Source organism: Streptomyces sp. NPDC042638 (assembly GCF_040647235.1).
Classification (GTDB): Bacteria; Actinomycetota; Actinomycetes; order Streptomycetales; family Streptomycetaceae; genus Streptomyces; species Streptomyces rameus.
Genome location: NZ_JBEZBT010000010.1, coordinates 158,310 through 174,707, shown reverse-complemented (window position 1 = coordinate 174,707; position 16,398 = coordinate 158,310). Strand labels below are relative to the sequence as shown.

At 75.8% G+C, this 16,398-nt stretch carries 3 protein-coding genes; all 3 read right to left on the bottom strand.

The features are described from left to right. The coding region (locus tag AB0B40_RS11865; protein WP_362263812.1) for a type I polyketide synthase at positions 1–6,049 on the bottom strand (6,049 nt) is incomplete at its 3' end. A gap of 67 nt (positions 6,050–6,116) precedes the next feature. Further along, positions 6,117–10,871 (bottom strand): type I polyketide synthase, encoded by a 4,755-nt coding sequence (locus AB0B40_RS11860; protein WP_362263811.1) that lies wholly within the window; start codon positions 10,869–10,871, stop codon positions 6,117–6,119. Beyond that, on the bottom strand, positions 10,871–16,330 hold the full coding sequence (locus AB0B40_RS11855; RefSeq protein WP_362263810.1) for an SDR family NAD(P)-dependent oxidoreductase: 5,460 nt from the start codon (positions 16,328–16,330) through the stop codon (positions 10,871–10,873). The genes AB0B40_RS11860 and AB0B40_RS11855 overlap by 1 nt, the downstream gene beginning before the upstream one ends. Between the last annotated feature and the right edge of the window lie 68 nt (positions 16,331–16,398).

Genomic DNA, 16,398 nt, shown 5'->3' with positions numbered 1-16,398 from the left:
CCTCGATCGGGTCACCCAGCGTCGTCCCCGTCCCGTGCGCCTCCACCACGTCCACGTCGGCGGTGGTGAGGCGGGCGTTCTCCAGCGCTTCGAGGATGACGCGTTCCTGGGAGGGGCCGTTGGGTGCGGTCAGGCCGTTGGAGGCGCCGTCCTGGTTGACGGCGGTGCCGCGGACGACGGCCAGCACCTCGTGGCCGTTGCGGCGGGCGTCGGAGAGCCGTTCCACGACGAGGACACCGACGCCCTCGCCCCACACGGTGCCGCCCGCCGCGTCGGCGAAGGCGCGGGTGCGGGCGTCGGCGGCCAGCGCGCCCTGCCTGCTGAACTCGATGAAGGTCTCCGGGGTGGCCATGACCGCCACACCGCCGACCAGCGCGAGGCCGGACTCGCCCTGCCGGAGCGACTGGGCGGCCAGGTGCAGCGCCACCAGCGAGGAGGAGCAGGCGGTGTCGACGGACAGCGAGGGGCCCTCCAGGCCCAGGGTGTAGGCGATCCGGCCGGAGATGATGCTGCCGGAGCCGAAGCTGCCGAAGTAGTCGTGGTACTGGACCCCGGCGAACACGCCGGTGCGGCTGCCCTTGAGGGTGTGCGGGTCGATGCCCGCGCTCTCCAGCGCCTCCCAGGACGCCTCCAGCAGCAGCCGCTGCTGCGGGTCCATGACGAGGGCCTCCTTCGGGCTGATGCCGAAGAACGCGGCGTCGAACTCGCCCGCGTCGTGCAGGAACCCGCCCTCGCCGACGTAGGAGGTGTCGGGGCGCTGCCGGGTCGGGTCGACGATGCGGTCCACGTCCCAGCCCCGGTTGGCGGGGAACGGGCTGATGGCGTCGGTGCCGTCGGCGACCAGCCGCCACAGGTCCTCCGGGGTGCGGACGCCGCCGGGGTACCGGCACGCCAGTCCCACGATCGCCAGCGGCTCGTCCGCACGCGCCGTGCCGCCCCGGCGGCCGCTCCGGCGCGCCGCGGTCCGGGCGCCGCCGACCAGGGTGCCGAGGTGGGCGGCGAGGGCCTCGGGCGAGGGATGGTCGAAGACGAGGGTGGCGCTCAGCCGCCGGTCCAGCTCGGCGGAGAGGGAGTTGCGCAGTTCGATGGCGGCGAGCGAGTCGAAGCCGAGGTCCTTGAACGCCCGGTCGGTCTCGACGCTGCCGGGGTTCGCGTGCCCGAGCACGCCGGCGACGTGGGCGCGGACGGTGTGCAGCAACGCCTCGGCGCGCTCCTCCTCCCCCAGGGCGGCCATGCGCTCGGCGAAGCCGGCGCCGGCGCCCTCCGCGGCGGCCTCGCGGCGCACCGGGCGGCCGGCCAGGGCGCGGAAGACGGGCGCGAGGCCGCTGCCCTGGGCACGCAGCGCGGGCAGGCTGAGCCGCACCGGTGCCAGCGCGGGCCGGCCCGCGCGCAGCGCCCGGTCGAACAGGGCGGTGCCCTCCTCGGCCGACAGCGCGGTCATGCCGCCGCGCGCCATGCGGGCGCGGTCGGCCTCGTCGAGGGAGCTGGTCATGCCGCCGGACGGGGCCCACGGTCCCCATGCCAGGGACAGCGCGGGTGCTCCCTGGGCGTGGCGGTGGGCGGCGAGGGCGTCCAAGAGGGCGTTGGCGGCGGCGTAGTTGCCCTGGCCCGGGGCGCCGACGGTGCCGGCGACGGACGAGAACAGGATGAACGCCGCGCGGTCGCCCACCAGTTCGTGCAGGTGGAGGGCGCCGAGTGCCTTCGGCGCGAGGACGGTGTCGATCCGCTCGGGGGTGAGGGAGGCGACCACGCCGTCGTCGAGGACGCCGGCGGCGTGGACGACCGCGGTGAGCGGGTGGTCGGCCGGGATGTCCGCCAGGACGGCGGCGAGGCCGTCCCGGTCGGCCGTGTCGCAGGCGTGTGCGGTCGCCGTGGCGCCGAGTCCGGCGAGTTCGGCGATCAGTTCGCCGGCGGCGCCCGACCGGCTGACGAGCGCGAGGCGACGGACGCCGTACGCGGTGACCAGGTGCCGGGCGAGCACCGGTCCGAGGCCGCCGGTGGCACCGGTGAGCAGCACCGTGCCCTCGGGATCGAGGGCGGACTCCGGTGCGTCGGAGGGGACTTCGGCGCGCACCAGCCGGGGGGCGCGGGCGGTGCCGGCGCGCACCGCGAGCTGCGGTTCGCCGGAGGCCAGGACGGCGGGCAGTACGGCGTCGGCGTCCTCGCCCGGTTCGAGGTCGAGCAGCACGAACCGGTCCGGGTTCTCCGACTGCGCGGACCGCACCAGGCCCCATACGGCCGCCCCGGCCAGGTCCGGCACGTCCTCGCCCGCGACGCTCACCGCGCCCTCGGTGACGACGGCGAGCGGGCGGGGGTCGTCGTCCTGGAGGGCCGCGAGCGCGCTGTGCAGCGCCTCCCGTACGGCGGCCGCGTCCGTCCCCGGCGCGGTGCGCAGTACCCGGTGGCCGGTGTCGGGGGCGTCGGTGTCCAGGGTCAGCGGCTGCCAGTCGAGGGTGAACAGGGCGTCGGCGCCGGTGTCGCGGGCGCTGCGCAGGTGGGTGAGCGGGCGCGAGGCGAGGGAGGTGACCGTGGCGACCGGGGCGCCGGTGGCGTCGGCGAGGTCGACGGCGAAGGCGTGCGGTCCGGTGGGCACCAGCCGGGCGCGCAGCACGGAGGCGCCGACGGCGTGCAGGGTGACGCCCGCGAACATGAAGGGCAGCCGGGCGGTGTCGTCGGCGGATCCGTCGCCGAGCAGGGCCAGGGAGTGCAGGGCCGCGTCGAAGGCGGCGGGGTGCAGTCCGAAGCGTGGCGCGTCGGCGGCGGGCCGCTCGGGCAGCCGTACCTCGGCGAACACCTCGCCGTCGCGCCGCCAGGCGGCGGTCAGGGCCTGGAAGACGGGCCCGTACGCGAGGCCTGCGGCGGCGTGCCGCTCGTACAGGCCGCCGGTGTCGAGGGGTTCGGCGTCCTCGGGGGGCCAGACGTCCAGGCGGGTGCCCGGGGTGTCGGTGGCGGCGGTGAGGAGGCCGGAGGCGTGCAGGGTCCAGGGTTCGTCGGCGGGCAGGCTCTCGGCGCGGGCGTACACGTGGATCTGGCGGGCGCCGGACGCGTCGGGTGCGCCGACGGCGACCTGGACGCGCACGCCGTCGTCGGGGGGCAGCACCAGCGGTACCTCGAGGGCGAGTTCCTCCAGGCGTCCGCAGCCGACCTGGTCGCCGGCGCGGACGGCCAGCTCGACCATGGCGGTGCCGGGGACGACGACCGAGCCGCCCACGACGTGGTCGGCGAGCCAGGGGTGGCTGCGTACGGACAGCCGGCCGGTGAGCACGGCGCCGTCGGAGCCGGCGAGCATGGTGGCCGCGCCGAGCAGCGGGTGGTCGGCGGAGTCCAGGCCGGCGGAGCCGACGTCACCGACCGGCGCGGCCGTCTCGGGCCAGAACCGCTCGCGCTGGAAGGCGGTGGTGGGCAGGCCGACCGTGCGGGCGCCGGTGAACAGCGCGGTCCAGTCCACGGCCGCCCCGCCGGTGTACACCTGGGCCGCGGCGGTGAGCAGCGTCTCGGTCTCGTCGCGTGCCCGGCGGCCGGCGGCGGCCAGCACCGCGTCGGTGTCCGTGCCGTCGGCGGCCAGGCACTCGCGGGCCATGGCGGTCAGCACGGCGTCCGGGCCGATCTCGAGGAAGCGGGTGACGCCCGCGGCGGCGAGGGCGCGTATCCCGTCGTGGAAGCGGACCGCCTCGCGCACGTGCCGCACCCAGTACTCGGGGGTGGCGATGTCCTGGGTGGCGAGAGCGCCGGTGACGTTCGAGACCACCGGGACACCGGCCCGGTGGAAGGTCAGGGACTGCACGACCGAGCGGAAGTCGGCCAGCATCGGCTCCATGAGCGGCGAGTGGAAGGCGTGCGAGACCTTCAGCCGCCGGCTCCTGTCGAAGCGGGCGGCGATCGCCTCGGCCTCGGCGGCGTCGCCGGAGATCACCACGGACGCGGGACCGTTGACGGCGGCGATGCCGACCCGCTCGGTGAGCAGGGGGCGGACCTCGTCCTCGGCGGCGCGTACGGCGATCATGGCGCCGCCCTCGGGCAGCGCCTGCATGAGCCGGCCGCGCGCGGCCACCAGCGTGGTGGCGTCCCTCAGGTCCAGCACCCCCGCGACATGGGCGGCGGCGATCTCGCCGATGGAGTGTCCGGCCAGGTAGTCGGGGGTGAGGCCCCAGGACTCCAGCAGCCGGTACAGGGCGACCTCGAAGGCGAACAGCGCGGTCTGGGTGCGGGCGGTGCGGTTCAGCGGCTCGGGGTCGTCGCCGAGGACGAGGTCGCGCAGGCCGTCGTCGCCGGACAGGGCGCAGATCTCGTCGAAGACGCGGGCGAAGACCGGGAAGTGCGCGGACAGCTCCCGGCCCATGCCGGCGCGCTGCGATCCCTGCCCGGTGAAGAGGAAGGCGGTCTGTCCCTTGCGGACCCGGCCGTGGGCCGCGCCCGGGCCGCCCTCGGCGACAGCGGTCATGGCCGTGACCAGCGCGTCGCGGTCGGCGCCGAGGACCACGGCCCGGTACCGGTGTGCGGTGCGGGTGGCGGCCAGGGAGTGCGCGACGTCCACCGGGTCCAGTTCGCCGGCGGCGGCGACCAGGCGGGCGGCCTGCTCGCGCAGCGCGCGCTCGGTACGGCCGGAGACGACCCAGGGCACGAGCGGCGGCGCGGTACGCGGTCCGCTCTCCGCCGCTTCCTCGGCGGGGGCCTCCTCCAGGATGGTGTGCGCGTTGGTGCCGCTGGCGCCGAAGGAGGACACGGCGGCCCGGCGCGGCCGGCCGGGGTCGGTCCAGGGCCGGTTCTCCGTCAGCAGCCGGACCTGGCCCTGGTCCCAGTCGATCTTGGTGGACGGTTCGCCGGCGTGCAGCGACTTGGGCAGCACACGGTGCCGTATCGCCATGACCGCCTTGATGATGCCGGCGACGCCGGCCGCGGCCTGGGTGTGCCCGATGTTGGACTTGACCGACCCGAGCCACAGCGGGGCGTCCGCGGGCCGGTCCTGGCCGTAGGTGGCCAGCAGCGCCTGCGCCTCGATCGGGTCGCCCAGCGTGGTGCCGGTGCCGTGCGCCTCCAGCAGGTCCACGTCGGCCGGTCCGAGCTGCGCGCCCGCCAGCGCGGCCCGGATGACGCGCTGCTGGGACGGCCCGTTGGGCGCGGTCAGCCCGTTGGAGGCGCCGTCCTGGTTGACGGCGGAGCCGCGGACGACGGCCAGTACCTCATGGCCGTTGCGCCGGGCGTCGCTGAGCCGCTCCAGCGCCAGCATGCCGGCGCCCTCGCTCCAGCCGGTGCCGTCGGCGCCGTCCGCGAAGGACTTGCAGCGGCCGTCCAGGGCGAGGCCGCGCTGCCGGGAGAAGGCGATGAAGTTGCCCGGGGTGGACATCACGGTCGCGCCGCCCGCCAGGGCGAGGGTGCACTCCCTGTTGCGCAGTGCCTGTACGGCGAGGTGCACCGCGACGAGCGCCGAGGAGCAGGCGGTGTCGATGGTGACGGCCGGGCCCTCCAGGCCGAGGGCGTAGGAGATACGGCCGGAGATGACGGCGGCCAGCACGCCGGTGCCGAGGGCCGCCTCGCTGTCCTCCGGCATCTTCGCCAGCAGGTCCTTGTAGTCCTGGCCGTTGGTGCCCGCGAACACGCCGACGCGGGTGCCGTGCGCCGAGTCGGGGGCGATCCGGGCCCGTTCCAGGGCCTCCCACGACACCTCCAGCAACAGCCGCTGCTGGGGGTCCATCGCGACCGCCTCGCGGGGGCTGATGCCGAAGAAGTCCGGCTCGAATCCGGCCGCCTCGGTGAGGAATCCGCCGCGTGTGACGTAGCTCTTGCCGGTGGCGTCCGGGTCGGGGTCGTAGAGCGCGTCGACGTCCCAGCCCCGGTCGTCGGGGAAGTCACCGATGGCGTCGGTGCCGTCGTGGACGAGCCGCCAGAACTCCTCCGGGGTGGTGACGCCGCCGGGGAAGCGGCAGCTCATCCCGACGATGGCGATGGGTTCCCGGTCCTGGGTCTCCACCTCGCGCAGCCGCTGACGGGTCTGGGCCAGATCGGTGGAGACCCGCTTGAGGTAGGAGAGCAGCTTTTCGTCGTTGGTCATCGGGTGTCGCCACTCCTGTGCGAAGAGGTGGGCTGCGGTGGGGCCGGGGTGTCGTGGGAGGGTCGCCTCACGCCGAGCCGAGTTCGTTGTCGATGAAGGCGAAGACGTCGTCGGCGGAGGCTTCCTCCAGCCGTCCGGCGACGGCGGCGGCATCCTGGCCGAGGGTCTTGTTCAGCTCGGTGAGCAGCGACTGGAGGCGGGTGGTGATGCGGCCCTGCTCGATGTCCTCGGCGGTGAGGCCGCCGAGCCGGGTGGCGACCCGGTCGAGTTCGGCGACGACCGAGTCCACGGAGGTGTCGGCGCCCGCGAGTTCGGTGCCCAGGTGCTTGGCGAGGGCGGCGGGGGTGGCGTAGTCGAAGATGAGGGTGGCCGGCAGCGGCACCCCGGCGGCGCTGCTGATCCGGTTGCGCAGGTCGACGGAGGTGAGGGAGTCGAAGCCGAGGTCGCGGAAGGCGGTGGTCGGCTCGACCGCGTCGGCGCCGGCGTAGCCGAGGACCGCGGCGGCCTGGCCGCACACCAGCTCCTGCAGGGCGCGCTCGCGTTCGCCGCCGGTGAGGCCTGCGAGCTTCTCGGCGAAGCCGTCGGCCGCCCCCGCGTCGGCGGGGCCGCCCGTGCCGCGCCGCGTCTCGGGCAGGGAGGACAGCAGGGCGCTGGGCCGGGACGAGGTGAACGCGGGCGCGAACACGGACCAGTCGACGTCGGCGACGGTGACGGTGGTGTCGCCGCCGTCCAGGGCGCGCTGCAGCGCGGTGAGCGCCCGGTCGGGGGCGAGGAGGGACATGCCCATCGCGCGGGCGGCCGAGCGGACGGTGCCGTGGGCGGCCATGCCCTCGCCGCCCCACGGGCCCCAGGCCACCGAGGTGGCGGGCAGCCCGGCCGCGCGCCGGTGCTCCGCGAGGGCGTCGAGGAAGGCGTTGGCGGCGGCGTAGTTGGCCTGTCCCGCGCCGCCCACGGTGGCGGTCAGGGAGGAGAAGAGCACGAACGCCGTCAGGTCCCGGTCCGCGGTCAGCTCGTGCAGGTGGCGGGCGGCGTCCGCCTTGGGGGCGAGGACGCCGGTGAACCGTTCGGGGGTGAGCGAGTCCAGGACACCGTCGTCGAGTACGCCGGCCAGGTGCAGCACGGCGGTGAGGGGGTGCTCCTCGGGTACGGAGTCCAGCAGCGCGGCCAGCGCCTGCCGGTCGGCGACGTCGCACGCGGCGAGGGTCACTTCGGCACCGCTGTCGGTGAGTTCGCGGACGAGGTCGGCGGCGCCGGGCGCGTCCGTGCCGCGGCGCGAGGTCAGCAGCAGGTGGTCGGCGCCCTCGGCGGCGAGCCACCGGGCGACGGCCGCGCCGACGGCTCCGGTGGCACCGGTGACCAGTACCGTGCCGGACGGCTTCCAGGGGGCGCCGGCGCGGGCCGGGGCGTGCTCCAGCCGGCGGCCGTAGGCACCGGACTCGCGGATGACGACCTGGTCCTCGCCACCGGCGTCGCCGAGGAGCGCGGCCAGCCGGGCGATGGTCTGCGGGCCGGTCTCGGCGGGCAGGTCGACCAGTCCGCCCCAGCGGTCGGGGTGTTCCAGGGCGGCGACCCGGCCGAGGCCCCACACGGGGGCCTGGGCGAAGCCGGTGACCGCGGCGGCGGGCCCGTGGGCGACGGCGTCGCGCGTGACGCACCACAGCGGGGCGGTGATCCCGGCGTCCCCGAGGGCCTGTACGAGGGCGGCGGTGGCGGCCGGTTCGGTGCCGGGCGCCAGCAGGGACAGGACGCCGTCGGCGGCACCGCGGCCGGCGAGCAGCCCGGCGAGTTCCGTGCGGCCGGCCGTGCCGGGGGCCGTGAGGGTGTCGACGGTGAGACCGTGGTCGGTGAGTCCGGCCAGGACAGCGGTCGTCCAGGGGTCGTCGCCGGCGGGGACGACCGCCAGCCAGTGGCCGCCGAGTGCCGGGGTGGCGGCGGGTGCCAGGGGTTCCCAGGCGACGCGGTGCCGCCAGCGGTCGGCGGTGGCGTGGGCCTGCCGCTGCTCGTGCCAGGCCGCGAGGGCCGGTACGACGGCGGCGACGGACGTCTCGTCGGCGACACCGAGCGTGGCGGCGACCGCGGGCACGTCCTGGTCCCGGACCAGTTCCCAGAACGGGTCGGCGGCGTCACCGCCCGCACGGGCCGCCGCCGAGCGCTCGGCCTGGAGGATGGGGGCGTCCTCCCAGTGCCGGTCGCGGCGGAAGGGGTAGGTGGGCAGGTCGACCTTGCGGCCCCCGGCGAACACCACCGACCAGTCGGGGCCGGTGCCGGTCAGGTGCAGGCGGCAGACGGCGTCGACGAGGGCGGCGTCCTCGGCGCGGTCGCGCCGCTGGGTGCCGATGACGTCGGGCACGACGTCCTGCGCCATGTTGGTGAGCACCGCGTCGGGGCCGACCTCCAGGAAGCGGGTGGCGCCCTCGGCGGCCAGCGAGGTGACGCCGTCGTGGAAGCGGACGGCCTCGCGGACGTGCCGTACCCAGTAGTCGGGGGACGTCAGCTCGTCGGCCATGCGGCCGGTGACGTTGGAGACGACCGGCAGGGCGGGCTCGTGGAAGGTGAGTCCCGACAGCACCTCACGGAAGGCGTCGAGCATGGGGTCCATGCGGCGGGAGTGGAAGGCGTGCGACACCTTCAGCCGGGTGGACTTCTCCACCCGCGCGGCGACCGCGAGCACGGCGTCCTCGTCACCGGAGACGACCACCGCGCGCGGGCCGTTGACGGCGGCGATGTCGACGCCGTCGGTGAGCAGCGGCGTGATCTCGGCCTCGGTGGCCAGCAGGGACACCATCGCGCCGCCGGCCGGGAGTTCCTGCATCAGCCGGCCGCGGGCGGCGACCAGGGCGACCGCGTCCGCCAGCTCCAGGACGCCGGCGACGTGCGCGGCGACGACCTCGCCGATGGAGTGCCCGGCGAGCAGGTCCGGGCGGACACCCCAGTGCTCCAGCAGCCGGTACAGGGCGGTCTCGAAGGTGAACAGGGCCGCCTGGGTGTACATGGTCTGGTTCAGCGGCGACGTGGCGGGGTCGGCGTCCTCGTCAAACATCACCTCGCGCAGCGGACGGTCCAGGTGGGCGTCGAAGGCGGCGCAGATCTCGTCGAAGGCGGCGGCGAACACCGGGAACGCGGCGTGCAGGGTGCGGCCCATGCCGGGCCGCTGGGAGCCCTGGCCGGAGAACAGCATGCCGAGGCGGCCGGGTTCGGGGGCCGCCACCGCGGCATGGGTGCCGTCGGCGACGGCGCGCAGACCGGCCAGCAGCTCGTCCCGGTCGCGGCCGGTGACGGCGGCCCGGTGGGGGAACACGGTGCGCGTGGTGGCCAGTGAGTGCCCGACGTCGTACGGGTCGAGGTCGGCGGCGGCGGCGAGCAGCCGCTCCGCCTGCCGCTGGACGGCGTCGGAGCCCTTGCCGGACAGCACCCACGGTACGACGGGCAGCGCGGCGCGCTCCGGGGCGGCCGGGTCGGTCGCGACGGGCGGAGCCTGCTCCAGGATGGTGTGGGCGTTGGTGCCGGAGATGCCGAAGGAGGAGACACCGGCGCGCCGGGGGCGTCCGTCGGGGGTGTCCCAGGGCTGGGCCTCGGTGAGCAGCCGGACGTCGCCCGCGCTCCAGTCGACGGCGGTGCTCGGCGTCTCGACGTGCAGGGTGCGCGGCAGGGTGCCGTGGCGCATCGCCATGACCATCTTGATGACGGCGCCGACACCGGCGGCGGCCTGCGGGTGGCCCATGTTGGACTTGATGGAGCCGAGCCAGAGCGGCTGGTTCCCGGGCCGGTCCTGCCCGTAGGCGGCGATGACGGCCTGGGCCTCGATGGGGTCGCCGAGGGTGGTGCCGGTGCCGTGCGCCTCGACCGCGTCGATGTGGTGCGGGGCGAGCCGGGCGTCGGCGAGGGCCTGCTGGATGACCCTGATCTGGGCGGGGCCGCTGGGCGCGGTCAGGCCGTTGGAGGCGCCGTCCTGGTTGACGGCTGAGCCGCGGACGACGGCGAGCACCTCGTGGCCGTTGCGCAGCGCGTCGGAGAGCCGCTCCACGAGCAGCATGCCGGCGCCCTCGGCCCAGGCGGCGCCCGCCGCGTCGTCGGAGAAGGAGTGGCAGCGGCCGTCGGGGGACAGCGCGCGGCGCTCGCTGAACTCGATGAACATCTCGGGGCTGGCCATGACGGCGGCGCCGCCCGCCAGGGCCAGGGAGCACTCCCCCTTGCGCAGCGACTGGATCGCCGAGTGCAGCGCGACCAGGGAGGAGGAGCAGGCGGTGTCCATGGTGACCGCGGGGCCCTCCAGGCCCAGGGTGTAGGCGATGCGGCCGGAGACGATGCTGCCGGAGATGGTGCCGCCGATGTAGTCGTGGTGCATCAGCCCGACGAAGACACCGGTCGGGGAACCCTTGACCGTGGTGGGGTCGATGCCCGCGCGCTCGAACGCCTCCCAGGTGACCTCCAGCAGCAGCCGCTGCTGCGGGTCGGTGCCGGGCGCGTCCTTGGGGCTGATGCCGAAGAACGCGGGGTCGCACTCGGCGGCGTCGTGCAGGAAGCCGCCGTGGCGGACGTAGGACTTGCCGGGGGCGCCGGGCTCGGGGTCGTAGATCGCCTCGACGTCCCAGCCGCGGTCGGTGGGGAACTCGGTGACGACGTCGATGCCCTCGTCGACGATCCGCCACAGGTCCTCCGGGGTGCGCACCCCGCCGGGGTAGCGGCAGCCCATGCCGATGATGGCGACGGGCTCGCGGTCCTGCTCCTCCAGCTCCCGTACGCGGCGGCGGCTGCGCTCCAGCTCGGTCGTGGCCCGCTTGAGGTAGTCGCGGAGCTTGCCGGCCGTGGCCGAGTCTTCCATCACTGGGCTCCCAGTTCGTTGTCGATCCTGGCGAAGAGTTCGTCGTCGCTGGCGTCCCGGAAGTCCTCCGGTCCCTCGGGCGCGGTGTGCCGTCCGTGGGTGTCCTGCCAGCTGCGCAGCAGCGCTTCGAGTCGGGCGGTGACGCGGGTGTGGCTGCCGTCCTGGTCGGGCAGGGCGTGCAGGGCCGCCTCGAGGCGGTCCAGCTCGGCCAGCGCGGACCGGGCCTGGTCGGCCGGTCCGGGCACGAGCGCGGTCTTGAGGTGTGCGGCGAGGGTGAGGGGCGTGGGCTGGTCGAAGACCAGCGTGGCCGGGAGGGTGAGGCCGGTGGCGCCGGCGAGGAGGTTGCGCAGTTCGACGGCGGCGAGCGAGTCGAAGCCCATCTCCTGGAAGGCGCGGCCGGGGTCCACCGATTCGGACGAGGGGTGCCCGAGCACACCGGCGACGTGGGTGCGGACCAGCTCCAGCAGGGCGCGGTCGCGTTCGGCGTCGGCCAGCGGCGCCAGCCGGGCCCGCCAGGAGTCGGCGGGGGCGCCCGCGCCGGGCTCGGCACCGCGTCGCCGGGCGGGCCGTACCAGGCCGCGCAGGAGCGCGGGTACGCCGTCGGGCCGGGCGCGCACCGCGGCGGCGTCCAGGCGGACGGGCACCAGTACGGCGTCCTCGGCGCCGAGGCCGGCGTCGAAGGTGCGCAGTCCCTGGGCGGGCGTCAGCGGCGGCAGTCCGAGCCGGCGCAGCCGTTCCAGGTCGGCGGCGCCGATGCCGGCGCTCATGCCGCCGGAGCCGGACCACAGGCCGTAGGCGAGGGAGACGGCGGGCAGTCCGAGCGAGCGGCGGTGGGCGGCGAGGCCGTCGAGGAAGGTGTTGGCGGCGGCGTAGTTGGCCTGGCCCCCGCCGACCAGCCAACCCGCGGTGGAGGACAGCAGGACGAACGCCGACAGGTCCTTGTCGCGGGTCAGTTCGTGCAGGTTCCAGGCGGCGTCCACCTTGGGCCGCAGCACCCGGTCGACCTTGTCCGGGCCGAGGGTGGCCAGCACACCGTTGTCGACGACGCCGGCGGCGTGCACCACGGCCCGTACGTCGTGCCCGGCGAGCAGCGCGGCCAGCTCGCCGCGGTCGGCGGCGTCGCACCGGGCGAGTGTGACCTCGGCGCCCGACTCCGCGAGGCTGTCGCGCAGTTCGGCGGCTCCGGGGGCGTCCGCGCCGCGCCGGCCGGCCAGCAGCAGGCGCCGTACGCCGTGCTCGGTGACCAGGTGACGGGCGATCAGGGCACCGAGGCCGCCGGTGCCGCCGGTGATGAGGACGGTGCCGTCCGGGTCCCAGGCGGCCGGGCCGCCGGGCTTGGCGCGGGCCAGCCGCGGCACCCGCACCTCGCCGTCCCGGACCGCGACCTCCGGTTCGCCGGAGGCGAGCGCGGCGGCGAGGGCGGGGCCCGGTGCGGCACTGGCGTCAGTGTCGATCAGCAGGAAGCGGCCGGGGTTCTCGGCCTGGGCCGCGCGTACGAGTCCGTAGAGGGGGGCGTGGGTGAGGTCGCCGGTGCGCAGCAGTACGGCGAGCCGGCGGTCGGCACAGCGCTCGTCGGCCGGCCAGGCGCGCAGTGTGTCCAGTGCGGCGTTCACCCGCTCCCGGACCAGGCCGGGCAGGTCCGGCACGACGTCGGGGGCGGCCGGTACGGCCAGCACCACCAGGCCGGGCACCGGGCCGGCGGCGGCGAGGGCGGCCAGGTCGGCGTGGTGGGGCGCGTCGAGGCCGGTGTCGGCCGTACCGGTGTCGGCCGTGCCGGTATCACCGCGGCCGGTGTCGGCCGTGCCGGTGTCCGGCAGGCCGCACACCGCCAGGGCGGGGGTGTCCGCGGCGGTCGCCGGGGTGGGCGCCGGGACGAGGTCGACCCGGTACAGCGGGTCGTCACCGTCCCCGGCGAGCTGCTCGGCGGAGACGGGGCGGGCCACGAGGCTGCGCACGGTCGCGACGGGCGCGCCGGTGGCGTCGGCGAGGGCGAGGGTGACGGCGTCGGCGCCGGACGGGGACAGACGCAGGCGCAGGGTGTCGGTGCCGGCCGCGTGCAGGGTGACACCGCCCCAGGCGAACGGCAGTACCGCCTGGCCCCCGGGCAGATCCAGCAGGTTGACGTGCAGGACCGCGTCCAGGAGCGCCGGGTGCACCCCGAAGGCGGTGGCGGTGGCGCGGGCGCTCTCGGGCAGGGCCGCCTCGGCGAACAGCTCCTCACCCCGGCGCCACATGGCGCGCAGGCCCTGGAAGACCTCGCCGTAGCCGTAGCCGGTGCGGGCCAGGCCGGGGTAGAGGCCGTCCAGGTCCACGGGTTCGGCGTCCTGGGGCGGCCAGTCGGTCAAGGAGACCGGGCTCCCCTCGTCCGTCCCGGACACGACGCCGGCGGCGTTGCGTGTCCACGCGGCGTCGGGGGCGCCGGCACGGCGGGACCAGACGGTCAGCTCGCGCCGTCCGTCGCGTTCGCCGCCTACGGCCACCTGCACGGCCAGCGCGCCCTGCTCGGGCAGGATCAGCGGGGCGTGCAGGGTGAGTTCCTCGACGGTGTCGCAGCCGGTGCGCTCCGCCGCCTGGAGCGCCATCTCGACGAAGGCGGTACCGGGCAGCAGCACCGTGCCGTGCACGGCGTGGTCGGCGAGCCACGGATGAGAGGCGCGGGAGAGCCGGCCGGTGAGCACCGCTCCCCCGCTGTCGGGCAGATCGGTCGCGGCGGTCAGCAACGGATGGCCGGTGGCGTTCTGCCCGAGGCCGTCGGCGTCGCCGCTGCCGCCGGCGGTGGCCTCGAGCCAGAGGCGTTCGCGCTGGAAGGCGTAGGTGGGCAGGCCGGTGTGCCGGGCGGCGTGCGGGGCGAAGAACGCCGCCCAGTCCACGGCGGTGCCGGCCGCGTGCAGCCGGGCCACGGCCGTGACCAGGTCCCGTTCCTCGTCGCCGTCGCGGCGCAGTCCGGCGACGGTCACGCTGTCCTCGGGCACGCAGTCCACGGCCAGGGCGGTGAGGGCGGCGTCCGGGCCGACTTCGAGGAACGCCCGGACGCCCAGCTCGTGCAGGGCGGTCATGGCGGGAGCGAAGCGGACGGGCCGGCGGACGTGCTCGACCCAGTAGCCGGCGGTGGCCGTCAGGCCGGGGTCGGCGAGGGCACCGGTGAGCGTGGAGACGATCGGGATCCGCGCCGCCTCGAAGGAGCAGCGGGCCGCGGCCTCGGCGAAGTCGGCCAGCATCGGCTCCATCAGGGGCGAGTGGAAGGCGTGCGAGACCTTCAGCCGCTTGCCGTTGCCGAAGCGGGCCGCGAGGGCGTCCACGGCGTCCTCGGCACCGGAGATCACCACGGAGCGGGGGCCGTTGACGGCGGCGAGGCCGACCCGGTCGTCCAGGTGGGGAGCCACGTCCTCCTCGGTGGCGCGCAGCGCCGCCATGGCGCCGCCCGCGGGCAGGGCCGCCATCAGGGTGCCGCGAGCGAGTACGAGCCGGACGGCGTCCGGCAGGGACAGCACCCCGGCGACATGGGCGGCGGACAGTTCGCCGACGGAGTGTCCGGCCAGGTAGTCGGGGGTCACCCCCCAGGACTCCAGCATGCGGTACAGGGCCACTTCGGTGGCGAAGAGGGCGATCTGCGCGTAGTCGGTACGGGTCAGCAGGGCGGCGTCGGTGTCGATCACCTCGGCGAGCGGCTTCTCCAGGCTCCGGTCGGCGAGCGCGCACACCGCGTCGAACGCCTCGGCGTACACCGGGAAGGCCCGGTGCAGGGCCCGGCCCATGCCGGGCCGCTGCGCTCCCTGGCCGGTGAACAGGAAGGCCGTCTTGCCGCCCGCCCGGGTGAGCGGCGCCGCGGCGGCGAGCCCGGCGAGCAGTTCGCCGGTGTCCCGGCCGACCGCGACGGCGCGGTGCTCGAAGCGGGCGCGGGTGGTGGCCAGTGACAGACCCAGGTCGGCCGGGCGGGTGCCGGGGTGCGCGTCGAGGTGGCCGCGGAGACGGGCGATCTGTCCGGTGAGGGCCTGGCGGGTACGGCCCGAGACGATCCAGGGAAGCCAGGCGCCGTCCCGCGCGCGCCGGCCGCCCCCGTCCTCGGCCGGAACCGGCTCGGCGGGCGGCTGTTCGAGGATGACGTGGGCGTTGGTGCCGCTGATGCCGAAGGAGGAGACGGCGGCGCGGCGGGGCCTTCCGGTGCCGGGCCACGGGCGCCGCTCAAGGGCCAGCTCGACGGCTCCCGCGCTCCAGTCCACCTGGTCGGTGGGGGCGTCGACGTGGAGCGTCGGGGGCACTTCACCGTGCCGCATGGCCAGCACCATCTTGATGACCCCGGCGACGCCCGCGGCGGCCTGGGTGTGCCCGAGGTTGGACTTGACCGAGCCCAGCAGCAGCGGCTGCGCGCGGTCCTGGCCGTAGGTTGCGAGCAGGGCCTGGGCCTCGATGGGGTCACCGAGGGAGGTTCCGGTGCCGTGTGCCTCGACCACGTCGACGTCGGCGGCGGTGAGCCCGGCACCGGCCAGCGCCTGCCGGATGACGCGCTGCTGGGAGGGGCCGTTGGGCGCGGTCAGGCGGCTGCTGGCGCCGTCGGAGTTGACGGCGCTGCCCCGGACGACCGCGAGCACCGGGTGGCCGTTGCGCTGGGCGTCGGCGAGCCGTTCCAGCAGCAGCATGCCGGCGCCCTCGCCCCAGCCGGTGCCGTCGGCCGCCGCCGCGAACGCCTTGCAGCGCCCGTCCGGGGCGAGTCCGCGCTGGCGGCTGAAGTCGATGAACGTCTCCGGCGTGGACATCACGGTGACGCCGCCGGCGAGGGCGAGCGAGCACTCGCCCGACTGCAGCGCCCGCACCGCCCAGTGCAGGGCGACCAGGGAGGAGGAACAGGCGGTGTCGACGGTGACCACCGGGCCTTCGAGGCCGAAGGTGTAGGCGACGCGCCCGGAGGCGATGCTGGCGGCGCTGCCGTTGGCGAGGTAGCCGTCGAGGTCGTCGGGTACGGAGGTGAGCCGGTTGGCGTAGTCGTTGTACATCACGCCGGCGAACACGCCGGTGCGGCTGCCGCGCAGGGCGGCCGGGACGATGCCGGCCCGCTCGAAGGCCTCGTGGGCGGTCTCCAGCAGCAGTCGCTGCTGCGGGTCCATGGCGAGGGCCTCGCGGGGGCTGATGCCGAAGAAGTCGTAGTCGAAGTCGGCGGCGTCGTGCAGGAATCCGCCGGTGCGGGCGTAGGTCCTGCCGGGCCGCTCCGGGTCGGGGTCGTAGAGGGCGTCCACGTCCCATCCCCGGTCGGCCGGGAAGTCGGACACCGCGTCGGTGCCGGACGCGACCAGGTCCCACAGTTCCTCGGGAGTGGTGACGCCACCCGGGTAGCGGCAGCCGATGCCGACCACGGCGACGGGGCCGTGTGCGCGTTGTTCGTTCTCACGCAGCCGCCGCCGTGCCTCCCGCAGTTCCGCGGTGGTCCGCTTGAGGTAGTCGAGCAGTTGCTCTTCGTTGTTCACCAGCGCGCCATCCGATCGAGATCGAAGTGAGGGCCTGGGCCGTGCGGATCGCCTCCGGACGGTTTCCG

Bases quoted from the DNA above. Each gene is read 5' to 3' on its own strand.
- AB0B40_RS11860 (WP_362263811.1), bottom strand. From the start codon at position 10,871: ATGGAAGACTCGGCCACGGCCGGCAAGCTCCGCGACTACCTCAAGCGG.